This is a genomic window from Campylobacter sp. RM9331 (assembly GCF_020137685.1).
Classification (GTDB): domain Bacteria; phylum Campylobacterota; class Campylobacteria; order Campylobacterales; family Campylobacteraceae; genus Campylobacter_E.
Window position 1 is genome coordinate 26,847 of record NZ_JACGBA010000019.1, and the last position, 15,720, is coordinate 42,566.

General features: G+C 27.6%; 19 protein-coding genes. 11 read left to right on the plus strand and 8 right to left on the minus strand.

Annotation, left to right across the window (positions count from 1 at the left end):
• The first annotated feature begins 55 nt into the window (after positions 1-55).
• From AVBRAN9331_RS07730 to thrB, 7 genes are read left to right on the plus strand one after another with little or no spacing between them, the layout of a single operon-like run.
• Positions 56-484 (plus strand): chemotaxis protein CheX, encoded by a 429-nt coding sequence (locus tag AVBRAN9331_RS07730; RefSeq protein WP_214118123.1) that lies wholly within the window; start codon positions 56-58, stop codon positions 482-484.
• Positions 484-786, plus strand: a complete 303-nt coding sequence (gene fliN, locus AVBRAN9331_RS07735) for a flagellar motor switch protein FliN (protein ID WP_214118125.1) — start codon at positions 484-486, stop codon at positions 784-786. Before AVBRAN9331_RS07730 ends, fliN begins: the two co-directional genes overlap by 1 nt.
• Entirely contained in the window at positions 786-1,583 is a 798-nt protein-coding gene (locus tag AVBRAN9331_RS07740; RefSeq protein WP_214118128.1) for a hypothetical protein, read from the plus strand. The genes fliN and AVBRAN9331_RS07740 overlap by 1 nt, the downstream gene beginning before the upstream one ends.
• 9 nt (positions 1,584-1,592) lie before the next feature.
• Complete coding sequence (locus AVBRAN9331_RS07745) at positions 1,593-2,969, plus strand: M23 family metallopeptidase (RefSeq protein ID WP_214118130.1); 1,377 nt, start codon at positions 1,593-1,595, stop codon at positions 2,967-2,969.
• 9 nt (positions 2,970-2,978) lie between these two features.
• Complete coding sequence (gene lpxC / locus AVBRAN9331_RS07750) at positions 2,979-3,872, plus strand: UDP-3-O-acyl-N-acetylglucosamine deacetylase (protein ID WP_214119904.1); 894 nt, start codon at positions 2,979-2,981, stop codon at positions 3,870-3,872.
• 8 nt (positions 3,873-3,880) lie between these two features.
• Positions 3,881-4,297, plus strand: a complete 417-nt coding sequence (locus tag AVBRAN9331_RS07755) for a tRNA threonylcarbamoyladenosine biosynthesis protein TsaB (RefSeq protein ID WP_214119905.1) — start codon at positions 3,881-3,883, stop codon at positions 4,295-4,297.
• 8 nt (positions 4,298-4,305) lie between these two features.
• Complete coding sequence (gene thrB, locus AVBRAN9331_RS07760) at positions 4,306-5,196, plus strand: homoserine kinase (RefSeq protein WP_442862297.1); 891 nt, start codon at positions 4,306-4,308, stop codon at positions 5,194-5,196.
• Here thrB and recG read toward each other — a convergent pair.
• From recG to rarD, 7 genes are read right to left on the minus strand one after another with little or no spacing between them, the layout of a single operon-like run.
• The gene (gene recG, locus AVBRAN9331_RS07765) at positions 5,193-6,992 is read right to left on the minus strand and encodes an ATP-dependent DNA helicase RecG (protein ID WP_214118136.1); all 1,800 of its coding nucleotides are present in this window, start codon (positions 6,990-6,992) and stop codon (positions 5,193-5,195) included. The two genes, thrB and recG, sit on opposite strands and share 4 nt — an antisense overlap.
• Positions 6,985-8,115 carry a M16 family metallopeptidase gene (locus tag AVBRAN9331_RS07770; RefSeq protein WP_336612741.1) on the minus strand — a complete coding sequence of 377 codons (1,131 nt, stop codon included), beginning with the start codon at positions 8,113-8,115 and terminating at the stop codon, positions 6,985-6,987. The genes recG and AVBRAN9331_RS07770 overlap by 8 nt, the downstream gene beginning before the upstream one ends.
• Positions 8,108-9,262: a dehypoxanthine futalosine cyclase gene (locus tag AVBRAN9331_RS07775; protein WP_214118140.1), complete on the minus strand. Its 1,155-nt coding sequence runs from the start codon at positions 9,260-9,262 to the stop codon at positions 8,108-8,110. Before AVBRAN9331_RS07775 ends, AVBRAN9331_RS07770 begins: the two co-directional genes overlap by 8 nt.
• A gap of 7 nt (positions 9,263-9,269) precedes the next feature.
• Positions 9,270-10,085, minus strand: coding sequence for a fumarylacetoacetate hydrolase family protein (locus AVBRAN9331_RS07780; protein WP_336612742.1), 816 nt, complete (start codon positions 10,083-10,085; stop codon positions 9,270-9,272).
• Between the two features lies 1 nt (position 10,086).
• Positions 10,087-10,569, minus strand: a complete 483-nt coding sequence (locus tag AVBRAN9331_RS07785) for a hypothetical protein (RefSeq protein ID WP_214118144.1) — start codon at positions 10,567-10,569, stop codon at positions 10,087-10,089.
• Between the two features lies 1 nt (position 10,570).
• Positions 10,571-11,014 carry a hypothetical protein gene (locus AVBRAN9331_RS07790; protein ID WP_336612743.1) on the minus strand — a complete coding sequence of 148 codons (444 nt, stop codon included), beginning with the start codon at positions 11,012-11,014 and terminating at the stop codon, positions 10,571-10,573.
• Positions 11,011-11,874 carry an EamA family transporter RarD gene (rarD, locus tag AVBRAN9331_RS07795; RefSeq protein WP_336612744.1) on the minus strand — a complete coding sequence of 288 codons (864 nt, stop codon included), beginning with the start codon at positions 11,872-11,874 and terminating at the stop codon, positions 11,011-11,013. The genes AVBRAN9331_RS07790 and rarD overlap by 4 nt, the downstream gene beginning before the upstream one ends.
• A gap of 72 nt (positions 11,875-11,946) precedes the next feature.
• Here rarD and AVBRAN9331_RS07800 point away from each other — a divergent pair, with 72 nt between their 5' ends.
• Together AVBRAN9331_RS07800 and AVBRAN9331_RS07805 are read left to right on the plus strand one after the other, a co-directional pair.
• Complete coding sequence (locus tag AVBRAN9331_RS07800; protein WP_214119911.1) at positions 11,947-13,281, plus strand: class II 3-deoxy-7-phosphoheptulonate synthase; 1,335 nt, start codon at positions 11,947-11,949, stop codon at positions 13,279-13,281.
• Positions 13,278-13,874 carry a shikimate kinase gene (locus tag AVBRAN9331_RS07805; RefSeq protein WP_336612745.1) on the plus strand — a complete coding sequence of 199 codons (597 nt, stop codon included), beginning with the start codon at positions 13,278-13,280 and terminating at the stop codon, positions 13,872-13,874. The genes AVBRAN9331_RS07800 and AVBRAN9331_RS07805 overlap by 4 nt, the downstream gene beginning before the upstream one ends.
• A gap of 1 nt (position 13,875) precedes the next feature.
• On the opposite strand, the gene AVBRAN9331_RS07810 is transcribed toward AVBRAN9331_RS07805, so the two are convergent.
• Positions 13,876-14,196, minus strand: a complete 321-nt coding sequence (locus tag AVBRAN9331_RS07810) for a winged helix-turn-helix transcriptional regulator (protein ID WP_336612746.1) — start codon at positions 14,194-14,196, stop codon at positions 13,876-13,878.
• Between the two features lie 97 nt (positions 14,197-14,293).
• Between AVBRAN9331_RS07810 and AVBRAN9331_RS07815 the strand changes: the two genes are divergently transcribed.
• Positions 14,294-14,881 carry an NAD(P)H-dependent oxidoreductase gene (locus tag AVBRAN9331_RS07815; protein ID WP_336612747.1) on the plus strand — a complete coding sequence of 196 codons (588 nt, stop codon included), beginning with the start codon at positions 14,294-14,296 and terminating at the stop codon, positions 14,879-14,881.
• A 167-nt stretch (positions 14,882-15,048) separates the two neighbouring features.
• The coding region (locus AVBRAN9331_RS07820) for a cache domain-containing protein (RefSeq protein ID WP_336612748.1) at positions 15,049-15,720 on the plus strand (672 nt) is incomplete at its 3' end.

Here is a 15,720-nt window from a genome sequence, read left to right on the forward strand (position 1 = left end):
CTTAGCTTACACTTTTCTTTCTTATAATAATTAAAACTTATTTAAGGAAAGATTAATGCTTGATACAATTGATTATTCAGTTAAACATTTTTTTAAACATATTTTAAGAAGTAAATTAGAAACCACAAATTCTTTAGATGAAGCTGAATATTATGGTGCTAGTATTTGTTTAGGAGATAATGTAAAAGAATTATTTTGTTATTTAATATTTAAAAAAGAAAGCTTACAAGCTCTTGCTTCAAGATTATTAGGCGATGATGATAAGATGAGTGAAGATGATTATTGTGATTTATGTAAAGAAGTAGCAAATCAAATCATAGGTTATGCAAAAAGATTATTAGCTGATGCTTATGATGATTATTCAATTAGTGTGCCTGAATATTTAGGAAGGGTAAGTGATTTTAAATTAGGCTTTACTCATGAGTTTTTTTATAAATTAGAAAATAATACCTTTTGCGTTGGTATAGTAGAGAAGAAAAAATAATGCAAACACAAGAGCAACCTACTAGAATTCTAAATGCAACTTATGAAGAATTGCTAGATGTTAGCGTAGATTTTATAAGTGAGTTAGGAACTACACAACTTAGCGTTAGAGAATTTTTAGAACTTGGAATTGGCTCTGTTATTGATTTAGAAAAACCAGCAGGTGAGAGTGTAGAACTTTATGTAAATAATAGAATTTTTGGTAAAGGCGAAGTAATGGTTTATGAAAGAAATTTAGCAATTCGTATAAATGAAATACTAAGCTCAAAAACCGTTATTCAATATTTTAAAAAAGAGTTGTGATGAAAAAAATAATCTTACTACTAATTAGTTTAAATCTTTTTGCAAACAATATCATAAATTATAATATTTATAAAAGAGATGATAGGATTGATGTTATGCTAAGCTTTGATTCTCCATATAACGCAAAAGATGGAGATATTAGAATATTAAGTGGAAGCGATTATGTAGGCGTGGTATTAAATAATGTTAAAATTTCTGAAAGAAATTCTCAAATATTAAATATGCCTTACGCAGAACAATTATTAATGTATCCATTAGGCGAAAGCACGGTTTTAGAATTTAAAACAAAAGAAAAAATAAATGTCATTCCTGCACTTACAAAAGATGATGGTTTTGGACTTAGAATTAGAGTTATGCCAAAAACCACAAACCAAGTGCAAAATAATGAAATAAAATATGCAGAAGATAATAATATAGATAGTAAATTGTATTCAATGATAGGTGTTTTAGCAATATTGGTTTTAGTATTAATATTTGTAAAAAGACAACTTGCAAAAAAAGGTAAAATATCTAATTTAAATTCTAAGCAAAAAGTTGCTAGTTTTTTAAATATTAATGAAAATCAAGCCGTAGTAATTTGCGAAAAACAACTTGATAAAGATAACAAATTCATAGTTATTGATTATGAAAATTCAAGATATAAATTAATAATAGGAAATACAAATATTTGGCTTGATGCACCTAATCAAACTGAAGAGAATTTTGAAAGTTATTTTGAAGAAAACAAACAAAAATTACAAAATATGATAAAGCAAAATGCTCTTAATTCATATAAAGAAAAAATAAGTAAAATATAAGGAGTTAAAATGAGAAATAGAAATAAAAAAACAAAAATAACAATATTTTTTTCAATAATTATAGTTGTTGTATTGGCAAGTTTTATTGCTTTTTCAAATACTTTTGAAAGAATTGCTCCTAATATTTCTTTAGACAACAACCAAGAAGATACAATTTATTGGAATGCTAGAGATAAAATAAATTTAAAAGTTGAAGATAATTTAGGACTAAAAAATTTAAAAGTTGAATTTAGTAAAGATAACGAAGAAACAAAAAATATATTAATAAATAAGACTTTAAATGGTAAAGAATTTAATGTTGAATTAGACCTTCCAAAACCAAAATTTAATGAAAAATTAGATAAATACACAATATATATTAAAGCTAATGATAAAAGTTTGTGGAATTGGTTTGGTGGAAATGTAAGCGAAAAAATAATTAATGTTATAGTAGATAATAAAAAACCTCAAGTAAGCGTAATAGCTAATTCATACAATATAACTCAAGGCGGTGCTGCTAGCGTTGTATTTTACGCACAAGATGATAATCTAACTGATTTATATATAGAAGTTAATAATAGAATTTTCAAAGTTGCTCCTTTTATGAAAGATGATTATTACATAGCTTTAATTGCTTGGGACTTAAGAGATGGAGATGAATTTGAAGCTAGAATTGTTGCAAAAGATAAAGCAAATAATATAATTAAAGAAAGAATTCCATATTATTACTCAAATAAAAAATATAGAGTTTCACATATTGAAGTAGGAGACGCTTTTATTGATGGTAAAATTAGAGATTTGTATGAAGCAAATTCTGATAATTCTTTAAGCGATAGAGCTTTAATATTTGACTTTGTGAATGCGAAATTAAGACAAGAAAATGAAAAATTAATTCATAAAGTTACACAAGTAGTAAGCAATGAATTAGTAACTGATTTTAAGCTAAATGCGTTTTTACCACTAAAAAATGGTATGAAAGTTGCAGATTTTGGCGACCATAGATATTACAAATATAATGGAAATCAAATTAGTGAAAGCTATCATATGGGACTTGATTTAGCAAGTACAAAAATGGCACCTATTGTGTTAGGAAATGATGGTAAAATAGTTTTCGCACAAGATAATGGAATTTATGGATTGAATTTAATAATTGATCATGGTTTAGGTCTTTATACTTTATATGGACACTGCACTAAAAAAAATGTAGAAATTGGCGATATAGTTAATGCTAAAAGCACTATAGCTAATACAGGAACAAGTGGTTTAGCATTAGGGGATCATTTACATTTTGGTGTTTTGGTTCAAGGTGTTGAGGTAAGACCAGAAGAGTGGATGGATACTAAGTGGCTTAATGATAATATATTTGGAATTATCAAAAAAGCAAAAGAAGTTATAAACAAAAAATAAGGGAAAAAAATGTTACAAACTACAATAGCTAAAGAAGTAACAAATGTTGGAATTGGACTACATAAAGGTAGTGCTATTAAGATAAAATTTAGCCCACTAGGTGCTAATAGTGGAGTGGTATTTCATAGAACAGATATTAATAAATTTTACGAAGCAAATTATAAAAGCGTAATCAATACTCAAATGGCTACGGTAATTGGAGATAAAGATGGTTATATATCTACAATTGAGCATTTAATGAGTGCTGTTAGCTCTTATGGAATTGATAATTTATTAATAAGTATTGATGCAAATGAAGCACCTGTTTTAGATGGTTCAGCGGCTGGTTTTTGTGCTATGCTTGATGAAGCAGGTATTAAACAACTTGACGCTAAAAAACAAATATTTGTTGTTAAAAAAGAAATAAAAGTTCAAGAAGGAGATAAATTTGCAAGTCTTAGTCCTACAAATGCTCCTACTTATGATTTTACTATAAACTTTAAGCACCCATCAATTAATACTCAAAACTATATTTACAAGGCTAATAAACAAAATTTCATAAATGAAATTGCAAGTGCTAGGACTTTTGGGTTTTTAAAAGATGTTGAGTATTTAAAATCAAAAGGATTAGCATTAGGTGGTAGTTTAGAAAACGCTGTTGTTTTAGATGATAATGGCATATTAAATCCTGAAGGATTAAGATTTAGCAATGAATTTGTAAGACATAAAATCCTTGATGCGATTGGTGATTTATATATGTTAGGTAAAGCAACTTTTGCTAACTATAAAGCTTACGCAAGTAGCCACGATTTAAATCATAAACTAACTCTTGAATTGCTAAACAATCCAAATTCTTATGAATTAGTAACTCTTAGTGATGATACAAACAAAGATTTATTAAAGGCATTCACATTAAACTTTTAGTAGTGCCTATGGCAAATCTCATTGGAATATATGATGATAATAATTTGTTAAAAGAAGAAATCAAAATCATAAATAAAACCAGTGAAGATTTGCCAAAAATTATGCAAGAACTATTAAATAAATATAATTTTAGCGAATTAGCCTATGCTAATGGACCAGGCTCATATATGTCTTTAAAAATTGTTTATGTATTTTTAAGCACAATTGCCCTTGTTAAAAACATACCATTAAAAGCAATTAGTGGTTTTACATTTACAAAGAATAATTTAATAAAAGCTAATAACAACTTATATTTTACCCTTGCTGATGATAAAATCAAATTAATTAAAAATGATAATTTTAAAGATGAGTTTTTTATACCAAATGAGTATAATTTCAAATTCTTAGAAAGTAATTTGCCAAATTATTTTTTACCTGCTATTTAGGAATATAAATGAGAAACGAAATATGTTTAAAATCACCCGCTACTAGTGCGAATTTAGGTGCTGGATTTGATTGTCTAGGACTTGCTTTAGACTTTTATAATGAAACAATAATTAAAAGAAATAATTTTTTTAAAATATCTATTAAGGGTGAAGGTGAAGATAATCCTTATCTTAAAAAACATAATTTATTTATTACCATTTTTAATGAAACTTACATAAAGCTAACTGGTAAAAAAGACTTATTTAGCTTTAATTTCATAAACAATATCCCTTTAAGTCGTGGATTGGGTAGTTCTAGCTCTATAATTGTAGGAGCAATTGCTAGTGCTTATTATCTAGCAGGACTTGAAGTTAATAAAAATACTATATTAAACAACGCCTTAATATACGAAAATCATCCTGATAATATTAGCCCTGCAGCACTTGGTGGATTTGTTTGTTCGGTAGTTGATAAAGATAATGTAAAATATATAAAAACTGATATTTCTAGTGATGTTAAAGCAGTAGTTTGTATCCCAAATAAACAAATCTCAACAAATGTTAGTCGTTCGGCTTTACCTAAGCATTTAAGCCTTGCTGATACTAGCTTTAATATAAGCAGAAGCTCACTTACAACTGCAGCTTTTATGAGTAAAAATTATGAAATGTTAAAGATTGCAAGTTTTGACAAGCTTCACGAAAATCGTAGAATGAAAGCTGTTCCTGAATTATTTAAAGTGCGTGAATTAGCTCGTAAAAATGGTGCTTTAATGAGTAATTTAAGTGGTTCTGGTTCAACTTTTTTTAATCTATGTTATAAAGATGATGCAAAAAAACTAAAAGCCATACTAGAAAATAATTTTCCTAATATGAAAGTATTAGAGCTTAATTTCAATAATCAAGGAATAATAATAAGCTAATTTTGCTTATTTAAATATTCCTTAGCTTTATATAAAATATCCTTATCTAAAACCTCATCAAAATACTTAAAGCTAATTCCGTGCTGAACATCTCCATCTATTAAATCCCCGCTTTTGCGGTTTTCTAAGTCAATTTCGGCTATTTTAAATCCATCTAAGGTATTAGCAAATTTAATCAATCTATCACTAAATTCAAACTTACTAAGCAAATAACAATAGCTCTTAACTCCATTTCTTCCTACTCTTCCACGAAGTTGATGAAGTGTAGATAAGCCGTATCGCTCTGGTGCAACGATTACAATTATGCTTAATCTTGGCAATGAAATTCCAACTTCTACTATAGTAGTGCTTAGTAATACATTTCCATTTTCAGCAAATTGCAATAATATATTATCCTTTTCTTTATCCTTGCCGTGCGTATAATAAACTTTATCAAAATTCTTCTCATAAAAGCTAATAACACTCTCAAGTGGTTTATAAGATGAGCTTTTACTCTCTTCTATTAAAGGATAAACTATTATCGCTTGATGATTTTGTTTGTTTTCGCTTTTTATGTGATTAAATAATTCATTGCTATTTGCTATTGTGATTAGTTTTGTTTCTATTTCTTTTTTAAATGGTAGTTCTTTTATGAAAGAATAGCTGTAAATATCACTATGAATTAATGCGGTTGTTCTTGGTATTGGTGTAGCTGAAAACTCTATATAATGCGGATTTTCTTTATTGTTTGTAGCTAAATCTTTAAGCTTCATTCTTTGCTTAGCCCCAAATCGTTGTTGCTCATCAACCATAACTAAAGTAGCATCATCTAAACTAGCCCACAAAAGTGCGTGAGTGCCTATTACAAAATTTGCTTCTTTTAATTCATCTTGCATTAATTTAGTCTTGCTAGATACAAAATGCAATATCTTTAAAAACCCTGGCAAAAGTCTTTTAGCTTCATTATAAAGTTGTTGGGCTAAAACGCTTGTTGGTGCCATTAAAACCACTTTTTTAGGATAGCACATAAGTGCTGCTGCAAAAATCACTAAGCTTTTTCCACAACCAACATCTCCCATTACTATTCTAATTTTATGATGAATACTTTCAAGATCATTTTTAATATCATTTATCGCATTTATCTGGTCGCTTGTCGGCTTAAAAGGTAGAGATTTTAGCCATTTGTTTATATCAAAAGTTTTAATTTTTTTGTATAAAGTATCGTTTTTATAAGTTTCATTAAGTCTTTTTATGTGATGATAAATTTCAACAAATTTTAAGCATTCGTTTAATTCTTTTGAATTAAGCAATTTCATTGCTTCTTGGCTATTTTCTTTCATAATTAATAGCAATTTTATATGCTCATCTAATAAATTAAATTCTTTTAAAGCTTCGTAAGTTAAATATTTATTTTTTATCTTACAAATCTCTTTATCACTTACACCTTTTATCAAATAATTAGCAGTGATTTCTCCACTATCTTTAATGATTTTTGGATTAATAAACTGCAAAAGTCCTGCAAAATCGCCTAATTTCCCATAAATAATTAGCTCTTTATTTATAGCAAAAAGTGCATTATGAAAAGGTCTTAGATTAAATATAGTAATAGTGCATTCACACTCCCAATTATATGAATACGCAATTATACTAAGCCTTTTGCCTGGTAGTTGTTTTTTAGATTTTATTATAACTTTTGTGCAATTTAGCTCATTTAATATAGGCTCATTATTTAATCTTAAATCATCAAATTTTTTAGGCATTAAAAGAGCTAATTCAACTATATCTTTACAAGATAATTTTTCTAAATCCTTATTCATTATTACCTATTACATAAAAACTAAGCTCGGTAATACTTTTTTGATTTTTTAAAAAATCATTACAAGTTTTAAGCTCTAAATCTTTAATTATCTTTGTAACTTCTCTTAATTCGCCTTGTTTTAAATCACTAAAACACTCGCTACTTGCAATGCTATGACGATTTTGAGTGGTTGAGTATTTTAAAATCTCACTACCTACTAAAAAATCTTTAGCCTTTTTAAACTCATCTTCACTTATTCCAAATTCTACTAATCTTTTGAACTCTTCTTGAACTATTTTTATAGCTTCTTTTTTGCTTTCATTTTTTGTTTGTAAATAGCCTGAAATAAGATAATTTTTCTTAAACGCTACTAAAAACGCAAAAGCCGAATAAGCTAAGCCCCTTTTTACTCTGATTTCTTCTGTAATTCTTGAGCCAAATCCACCGCCTAAAACATAAATAGCAAGACTTATAATAGCTCTTTCATAAATGCTTTTAATCTCTACACTGCTTATAAACCTAACAAAAGCTTGTGATATTTCTTTGCTTTCTTCTTTGTAAAAACTCTCGTTTGTTTTTAATTTTTCATAAGAACTTTGCTTATTGTTTAAAAGTTTTTTAACTTTACTAATATCATCTAAATTTGCACTAATTACTATCTTATTTGCTTGATTTTTAAGGTTTAAAATATAGTTTTTAAATTCTTTTTCATCTAAAGCTTCAAAATCGCCAAATTTATCATTCTTAAAATCATTTTTAAAATAATTCTCATATAGTTTCATTTTCGCTAAATTATCATAATCTTGAATATGGATTAAAAAATAATTTTTTATTTTGTTTTTGATTAATTCAAAATTAGTAATTTCGGTATTTAAAAGCATATTATTAAAAGCATTTAAGCAATTATCAAGCTCTTTTTTAAGACAAACTATATCAAATGTAAAATCAAAATAATTAGCACTAGCACTAATATTAATTGCACTTTGCTCTAGTTTTATATAAAACTCATCATCTAAACTCTCATTGTAAAAAAACTCAGCTGCCATAGCATTAGCATTATGAAAAATCCTTCCATAATTAGGATAGCTAATACTAATATATACTAAATCATCATTGGTTTTTAAATGCACAAAATTATTCATTGTAGTATTCCAAAATATTATATGCTGTATCTCTTTTAGCTGGATTTTCGCCTAAATCACGGATTAATTCTATCATTTGCTGTTCATTCATTCTATATTTTGCACCTGCAGCTGCAACAACATTTTCTTCCATCATAGTCGAGCCTAAGTCATTTGCGCCAAATTTTAATGCAAGTTGCCCTACTGCACTTCCTTGAGTAACCCAAGAGCTTTGAATGTTTGCAAAATTATCTAAATATATTCTAGAAATTGCTAATAATCTTAAATATCTATTAGAACTTGCATTCATTAAATGTGGATTTTCAGCCTTTAATCTAGTGTTTTTACCTTGAAAACTCCATAAAATAAATGCCCTAAAGCCACCTGTTATATCTTGAAGATTTCTTAAATAGTCTAAATGCTCAATTATTTCTTCATCGCTTTCAACATGCCCAAACATCATAGTTGCACTACTAAGTAAGCCTAATTCATGAGCTTCTTTATGAATTCTTAGCCAAGTAGCAGTATCGCATTTACTAGGTGCTACCATATCTCTTACTCTATCGCTTAAAATCTCTGCACCTGCTCCAGGGATAGAAAATAGCCCACAATCGCTCATTCTTTTTAAGACTTCTTTAGTGCTAATTTTGCTAATTTTTGCAATATATTCAATCTCAACTGCACTAAAGCCGTGAATTGTAATACTAGGATAATTTGTGCTTATATATCTTAATAAATCTTCATACCAAGTAATATCAAGTTTTGGATGCACTCCACCTTGAAATAATATTTGAGTGCCACCAATTGCTAATAATTCTTCAATCTTTTGTCCGATTTGTTCGTATGTTAAAATATAACTATCACTATCCTTTGCGTGACGATAAAAAGCACAGAATTTACAATCAACTAAACAAATATTTGTGTAATTAATATTTCTATCTACTACAAAAGTAGTAAGTTTGCTTGGATGAAGCTTATTTTTTACTGCATAAGCAATCTGACCTAAAGTAGCTAAATCAGAATTTCTTAATAAATTAAGTGCTTGTTCTTTAGTAATTCTTGGGACTATTCCTTTTGGTGCATAAGGATTTTCCCAATCTTTATGGATATTAAATGCTGAAGTTTTATAATTTGTATTTATTTTTTTACTTAATAATGCTGCGTTCATATTGTCCTTACTTTATATAATTTATTAATGAGCCAAGATGCTCTATTCTACATTCAATCTTATCGCCACTTTTTAAAAATTTAGGTGGATTAAAGCCCATTCCAACACCACTTGGAGTGCCTGTACTAATGATAGTTCCAGCCTTTAAACAGGTGTAATTTGATAATTCTTTTAAGATATAAGGAATATCAAAAATTAATAAATTAGTATTAGAACTTTGTCTTAATTCATCATTTACAAAACATTCTATTTTTAAATTACTTGCGTCTTTTATACTAAGACTTGTATTTATAAAACTACCAAACGGGCAAGAATTAGCTAAACTTTTTCCCATATACCATTGCTTATGTTTATTTTGAATTGCCCTATCACTAATATCATTTAAAATGGTATATCCTAAAATATAATCATCAAAATCACTTGTATCATCTAATTTATAAGCGTCTTTTCTAAGTACAAATGCAAGTTCACATTCATAATCTAATTTTTCGCCACTAATATCTAAAATATCAAATGGATTAGAAAACTCATTTACTCTTTTTGCAAAATAAACAGCTTCTTCTCTTTTGCCATCAAACTCAATTCCTTTAAATTTATAGCTTTCTTTTGCGTGTTCTAAATAATTTATCCCTAAGCATATAATATCTTGATAAGGAGATTTGATTGGAGATAATAACTTAACTTCGCTAAGCATAAAAGCATCTTCAATCAATTCTAATCTATCAAAATAAGAAGAATAATTTTTAAAATAACCCACCTTATTATTATCGCCTAAATTCCCATGATAAACTACATTATCTTTCATAAATCTAATCAATTTCATACTAACCCCTTTTTACTAGATTTTCTAAAATATATTGCTCTAATTTAGTCTTAGGTATGCTAAGTTCATTTGCTTTATTATAAATTTCAACAACAATTGCGTTGTATTTTTCATATTCAAAATGCGATAAATGTATTTGCCACGCTGCTTTTATTTGTCTAAGACTTGCTATTTTTCTTGTATAAATCTTAAAAATATCAAAACATATAAAAATAGCAGAAGTTACAAATACAGCACTAATTAAACTAAAATGAAAGTCAATTTTTTCAAATAAAAAATGAGTAGCAATAGTTAATGGTGTAAGCACGATTAAGCACAATATAAAATATATAAAATAAGTATTAAAATAATTAAACTTAAAATGTAATTTCGCTGGGTCAATTAACATTCCTTCATTATAAAGGCTATTTGCTTCTATTAAATCTAAAAATTTTACAGGCTCATTTGAGAATTTAAAAAGCTTATTAATTAGTAATTCTTTCATTTCAATCCTTAAAAATTTCATTATATTTTAACGCTGCTAAATCAAAAAATTCTTTAGCTTTTTCATCTCCTAAAGATTTTTGAACGCACTCTTCAAATTCTGGTAAAAGTTTTAATAATTTATCTTTTAGTTCATCGCTAGGTAAAGTCTTTATGGTATTTAAAACAGATACTAAAGCTAAGGCTTTTTCTTTATCATTTTCAGGCATTAAATCTGCATATTTATTAAATATTTCTTCTAAATTATCGCACAATAATGCACATTTTTCGTTTTCATTATGAATTAGGCTCAAAACTTCTTCTTGAGTAAAATTAGCTGTATTTTTTTCTTCTTTTCTTACAAAATCTCCGTGTTTATCAAGCTCTTTAAAAACCTTTTTTAAAATAGTTACGAAAAACAATACTATAAAAATTATACCTATTACATAAATTCCAACTTCATTCATAGTCTATTTCCTTTTTTAAACACATTATCATAAACACTTAAAGCTACTGCTATAAAAATTATAATAAATGATATTAATTTATGTTGATTTATTGGCTCATTGTATAAAAAAATAGCAACTAAAAAAGAAATTATCGGGCAAATATATTGCATATATGAAAGTAATGTTAAGCTTAATTTTTGCGTAGCATAATTGTATCCTAACATAGGTAGCAAGGTTACAAGCCCACTAAGCGCAAGTAATACTCCTAAATAATCAATATCAAAATGAGCTAAATTCGTTGGGATAGAAAATAAAAATATTAAAGCAAAAGGAGTGATTAATAATGTCTCTAAGAAAAACCCATAAACGCTACTTACATAAACTTTTTTACGAATAATCGTATAAAAATTAACTAAGAGTGCTAAAGTAATTGATAATATAGGTAAAGCTCCTAAAGTAATTACTTCAAATAAACACGCAAAAATCACTAAACTAACACTAATAATTCCTAATTTACTCATATTTTCTTTTAAAAATACTTTTGCAAAAATTATCCCAAACAAAGGGCTTAAAAAATATCCTAAAGAAGTTTCTAAGATTAAATTCTTATTAACCATATAAATATAAAGACCCCAATCTCCGCTAATTAAAGCACCACAAATAAAAAGATTAAAAGCCATTTTTAAAGATTTTAATTCTTGTAAAGCTTTTTTAAATTGCCCTATAATTATTAAAAATATTGCTAAAAATATAACCGACCAAACTATCCTATGCGACATTACTACAAAGGCATCTAATGTATCAAGTTGTTTGTAAAAAATAGGCACTAAACCCCAAAATACAAAAACAACAAAAGCTACAAAAAATCCATAATTCATAAAAATTTTTCCTTAAAATGTAAAACTTATCTCATATAATCATAATTTACTAAATTAAAAAAAGGAGAAACGATGAATTGGTCGCTAGATTCATATAAAAATTATAAAGCTCTTCAGCAACCAAACTATGAAAACAAGGAAGAATTAGAAAATGTAGTAAATGAATTAAAATCGTATCCACCTTTAATATTTGCTATGGAAGCAAATGAATTAAAAAACGAATTAGCAGCAGTTTGTAAAGGAGATGCGTTTTTATTACAAGGTGGTGATTGTGCTGAAAGCTTTAATGATTTTAGTGCAAATAATATCCGTGATATGTTTAAATTATTTTTGCAAATGGCATTAGTTTTGCAATTTGGTGGGTCAAAAAAAGTAGTAAAAATAGCTCGTATGGCAGGACAATTTGCAAAGCCTAGAAGCTCTGATTTTGAGAATAAAGATGGTATAAGCTTACCAAGTTATCGTGGAGATATTATAAATGATTGTGAGTTTTGCGAAAGTGCAAGAGTGCCAAAAGCTAAAAAAATGCTAAAAGCTTATATGCAAAGCTCTGCTACGCTTAATTTACTTCGTGCATTTAGCGTAGGTGGATTAGCTGATTTAGCCCAAGTGCATAAATGGAATTTAGGTTTCGTAAGACGCGCTGATATTGATGATAAATATGCACTTTTAACCCAAAGATTAACAGAAGCACTTGATTTTTTTAAGGCTTGTGGAATAACTAGCTTAAATGATGCTAGATTGCATGAAACAAAAATCTACACAAGCCACGAAGCCTTGCTTTTACCTTATGAAGAAGCACTTACTAGAATAGATAGCTTAAGTGGAGCTTATTACGATTGTTCAGCTCATATGCTATGGATTGGCGAGAGAACTCGTGGGCTTGATGATGCTCATGTGCATTTTTTAAGTGGAGTTAAAAATCCAATAGGTGTTAAAATAGGACCTAGTGCTAGTGCTAGTGATATATTAGCCTTAGCTGATAAGCTAAATCCACAAGATGAAGCAGGAAGATTAAATATAATCATTAGAATGGGTGCTAGTAAGATTAAAAATCTTGAAAATATCTTTAAAGAATTAAGCAAAGAGCAAAGAAATATAATCTATAGCATAGACCCAATGCACGGCAATACTCAAAGCGTAAATGGTTATAAGACTAGAAAATTTGATGATATTTTAGATGAAGTTAAAAATTTCTGGCATATTGCAAGAGCTAATAATATAATTCCTGGTGGGGTTCATTTTGAAATGACAGGACAAAATGTAACCGAATGTTTAGGCGGAAGCGTAGGAGTTAGCGAAAGCGATTTAGCAAGACGCTATGAGACCCAATGCGATCCTAGATTAAATGCAGACCAAGCATTAGAACTTGCATTTTTAATAGCTGAATTAATGAAGCAAAAATGAAAAACATTGTTTTAATCGGTTTTATGGGCTGTGGTAAAAGCACAACTGCAAGAAGGCTTAGTAAGATTATTAAAAAAGAAGTAGTAGATACTGATAGCATAATCAAACAAAGAACTGGGCTTGAGATTAAAGAGATTTTTGAGCGTTATGGAGAAGAATATTTTAGGAATTTAGAAAAAGAATTAAGAGATGAATTAGCCACAAAAAGTGATTTAATCATCTCTTGCGGCGGTGGTTTTGCTAATTTACAAGATTTAAGAAAATTAGGTTTTGTAGTGTTTTTAGACCTTAGTTTTTACAAAATCGCAACAAGGCTTAAACACGATACTAAACGCCCATTATTTGATGAAAAGGCGAAATTGCTTTATGATAAAAGAATGCCACTTTATAATAACGCTTGTGATATAAAAGTAAATATTTTAAATCTAAAAGCAAGAGAACTTGCTAAGATTTTAGAATTTTTCTTAGGCACTAATATCACAAATGATGTTAGAAAAGCCTTTATAAAACCTAGCCTAAATAGAAAAATAAATCGCAAAATTAAACCTATAAAAACTGATAAGTTTAAATTAAACCCAATAAGAGCTAATTAACTTAGCTCTTATTATCGCTTCCCCATTTACACATCATATTAAGAATTGGTATTAATGATTTTCCTTTATTGCTTAGGCTATATTCAACCTTAGGTGGGATTTGCGGATATTCGGTGCGTATTATTAAATCATCTTGCTCTAATTCTTTTAATGCCTTTGTTAAACTCTTAAAAGAAATTCCAACAAGCATTCTTTTAAGTTCATTGTATCTTATAATCTCATTGATTGATAAAAGATACAAAATACTCATTTTATATTTTCCTGAAATTAAATCTAGTGTATAATAAATTCCACATTTATTATAATCATTTTTTCTTTTCATTACTCTCCTTTTGGTTAGTATCTAACAATTTTGTTCGTATTGACTTAAAATAAAGTAAAAATTATAATCTAATTTTATTTTTAAACAAGGAGAAATTATGAAAAATGTTTTATTAGTTAATGGTGCTAAAGCTTTTGCTAATGCAGGTGCAAGACTAAATGCAAGTTTGCAACAAGTTGCGTATGATACTTTAGTAGAAAATGGTTTTAATGTAGAACAAACCATAATTGATGATGGATATGATGTATTAGAAGAAGTAGAAAAATATGTAAGAGCTGATATTATAATTTATCAAATTCCAGGATTTTGGATGAATGCACCTTGGATAGTATGGGAATATTTTTCAAAAGTTTTTGGAGCTGCTTTTGGTAAATTATGTGCTAGTGATGGAAGAAGTAGAAGTGATGCTAGTAAAAAATACGGCTCTGGTGGGCTTAGTCAAAATAAAAAATATATGCTATCTTGGACTTGGAATGCACCTGAAGAAGCATTTACTGATAAAGAGCAATTTTTTGGTGGTGTTGGTATTGATGGAGTTAGCTTAAATCTTCATAAAACTCACGAGTTTTTAGGTATGAGTGCACTTAAAACTTTTGCTTGTTATGATGTAGTAAAAGACCCGCAAGCAGAAAAATATTTTAAAGACTATAAAAAACATATCTTAAATGAAATAGTAAAAAAATAATATTTTGGATTTAGTTTTTCTAAATCCAAAATTAAAAAAAATTAAATTTATTTTAAATATTTTTAATAATTTTTTAATTTAAATTACAAGCAAATAATTTATATTGTTTTAAGTTCATATAACCTATAATCAAAATCTTAATCTAAATCAACAAACAAGGAAAAATTATGAAACTATCAACCAAAATTGCATTGTTTTCATTCATTGGAATTTTAATTAATTCTATAGTTTTAGTATCACTTCATAAATACTATGATAACTACTCTGTAAATTACACAAAACATACGGTAGAAGATGAAATTTTAACAGCTAAAAAGCAGCAAGTTAAAGCTCTGGTAGAAAGTGTTATGAAGTATTCTGGTGCTATTTATGAAGAGTATAAAAATGATAATAACTTAAGTGAGTTTAAAAATAAACTACAAGATTATTTATCTAAAGTAAGATTTGGTAGAGCAAATAGTTATTACACCGTGTTTGATAAAGATGGAAACATATACTATCACCCATCTGCTTCTTGGATAAACAATAATAAATTTAACGAAAAAGACGCAAAAGGAATGTATTTCATACAAGAAATGATTAAGAGTGCTGATAATAATGATGGTTATATAAGATATTTTTATGAAGATTCAAATTCTAATAAAGTTACTGAAAAACTAGCATATACAGGTAAGGATAAAGCAAGTGGGCTTTATTTTATGACTTGGTTATCTTGGGAGACAATTAGCAAAACTTCAATAGAAAAAGTATCAAAAGATACAGAAGAACAAAGCTATAATAATATGATTACTTTTATAATCACTACTGCACTTATAATAATTGCGATTGTAAGCTTATCA

Bases quoted from the DNA above. Each gene is read 5' to 3' on its own strand.
- AVBRAN9331_RS07730 (WP_214118123.1), top strand. From the start codon at position 56: ATGCTTGATACAATTGATTATTCAGTTAAACATTTTTTTAAACATATT.
- fliN (WP_214118125.1), top strand. From the start codon at position 484: ATGCAAACACAAGAGCAACCTACTAGAATTCTAAATGCAACTTATGAA.
- AVBRAN9331_RS07740 (WP_214118128.1), top strand. From the start codon at position 786: ATGAAAAAAATAATCTTACTACTAATTAGTTTAAATCTTTTTGCAAAC.
- AVBRAN9331_RS07745 (WP_214118130.1), top strand. From the start codon at position 1,593: ATGAGAAATAGAAATAAAAAAACAAAAATAACAATATTTTTTTCAATA.
- lpxC (WP_214119904.1), top strand. From the start codon at position 2,979: ATGTTACAAACTACAATAGCTAAAGAAGTAACAAATGTTGGAATTGGA.
- AVBRAN9331_RS07755 (WP_214119905.1), top strand. From the start codon at position 3,881: ATGGCAAATCTCATTGGAATATATGATGATAATAATTTGTTAAAAGAA.
- thrB (WP_442862297.1), top strand. From the start codon at position 4,306: ATGAGAAACGAAATATGTTTAAAATCACCCGCTACTAGTGCGAATTTA.
- recG (WP_214118136.1), bottom strand. From the start codon at position 6,992: ATGAATAAGGATTTAGAAAAATTATCTTGTAAAGATATAGTTGAATTA.
- AVBRAN9331_RS07770 (WP_336612741.1), bottom strand. From the start codon at position 8,115: ATGAATAATTTTGTGCATTTAAAAACCAATGATGATTTAGTATATATT.
- AVBRAN9331_RS07775 (WP_214118140.1), bottom strand. From the start codon at position 9,262: ATGAACGCAGCATTATTAAGTAAAAAAATAAATACAAATTATAAAACT.
- AVBRAN9331_RS07780 (WP_336612742.1), bottom strand. From the start codon at position 10,085: ATGAAATTGATTAGATTTATGAAAGATAATGTAGTTTATCATGGGAAT.
- AVBRAN9331_RS07785 (WP_214118144.1), bottom strand. From the start codon at position 10,569: ATGAAAGAATTACTAATTAATAAGCTTTTTAAATTCTCAAATGAGCCT.
- AVBRAN9331_RS07790 (WP_336612743.1), bottom strand. From the start codon at position 11,014: ATGAATGAAGTTGGAATTTATGTAATAGGTATAATTTTTATAGTATTG.
- rarD (WP_336612744.1), bottom strand. From the start codon at position 11,874: ATGAATTATGGATTTTTTGTAGCTTTTGTTGTTTTTGTATTTTGGGGT.
- AVBRAN9331_RS07800 (WP_214119911.1), top strand. From the start codon at position 11,947: ATGAATTGGTCGCTAGATTCATATAAAAATTATAAAGCTCTTCAGCAA.
- AVBRAN9331_RS07805 (WP_336612745.1), top strand. From the start codon at position 13,278: ATGAAAAACATTGTTTTAATCGGTTTTATGGGCTGTGGTAAAAGCACA.
- AVBRAN9331_RS07810 (WP_336612746.1), bottom strand. From the start codon at position 14,196: ATGAAAAGAAAAAATGATTATAATAAATGTGGAATTTATTATACACTA.
- AVBRAN9331_RS07815 (WP_336612747.1), top strand. From the start codon at position 14,294: ATGAAAAATGTTTTATTAGTTAATGGTGCTAAAGCTTTTGCTAATGCA.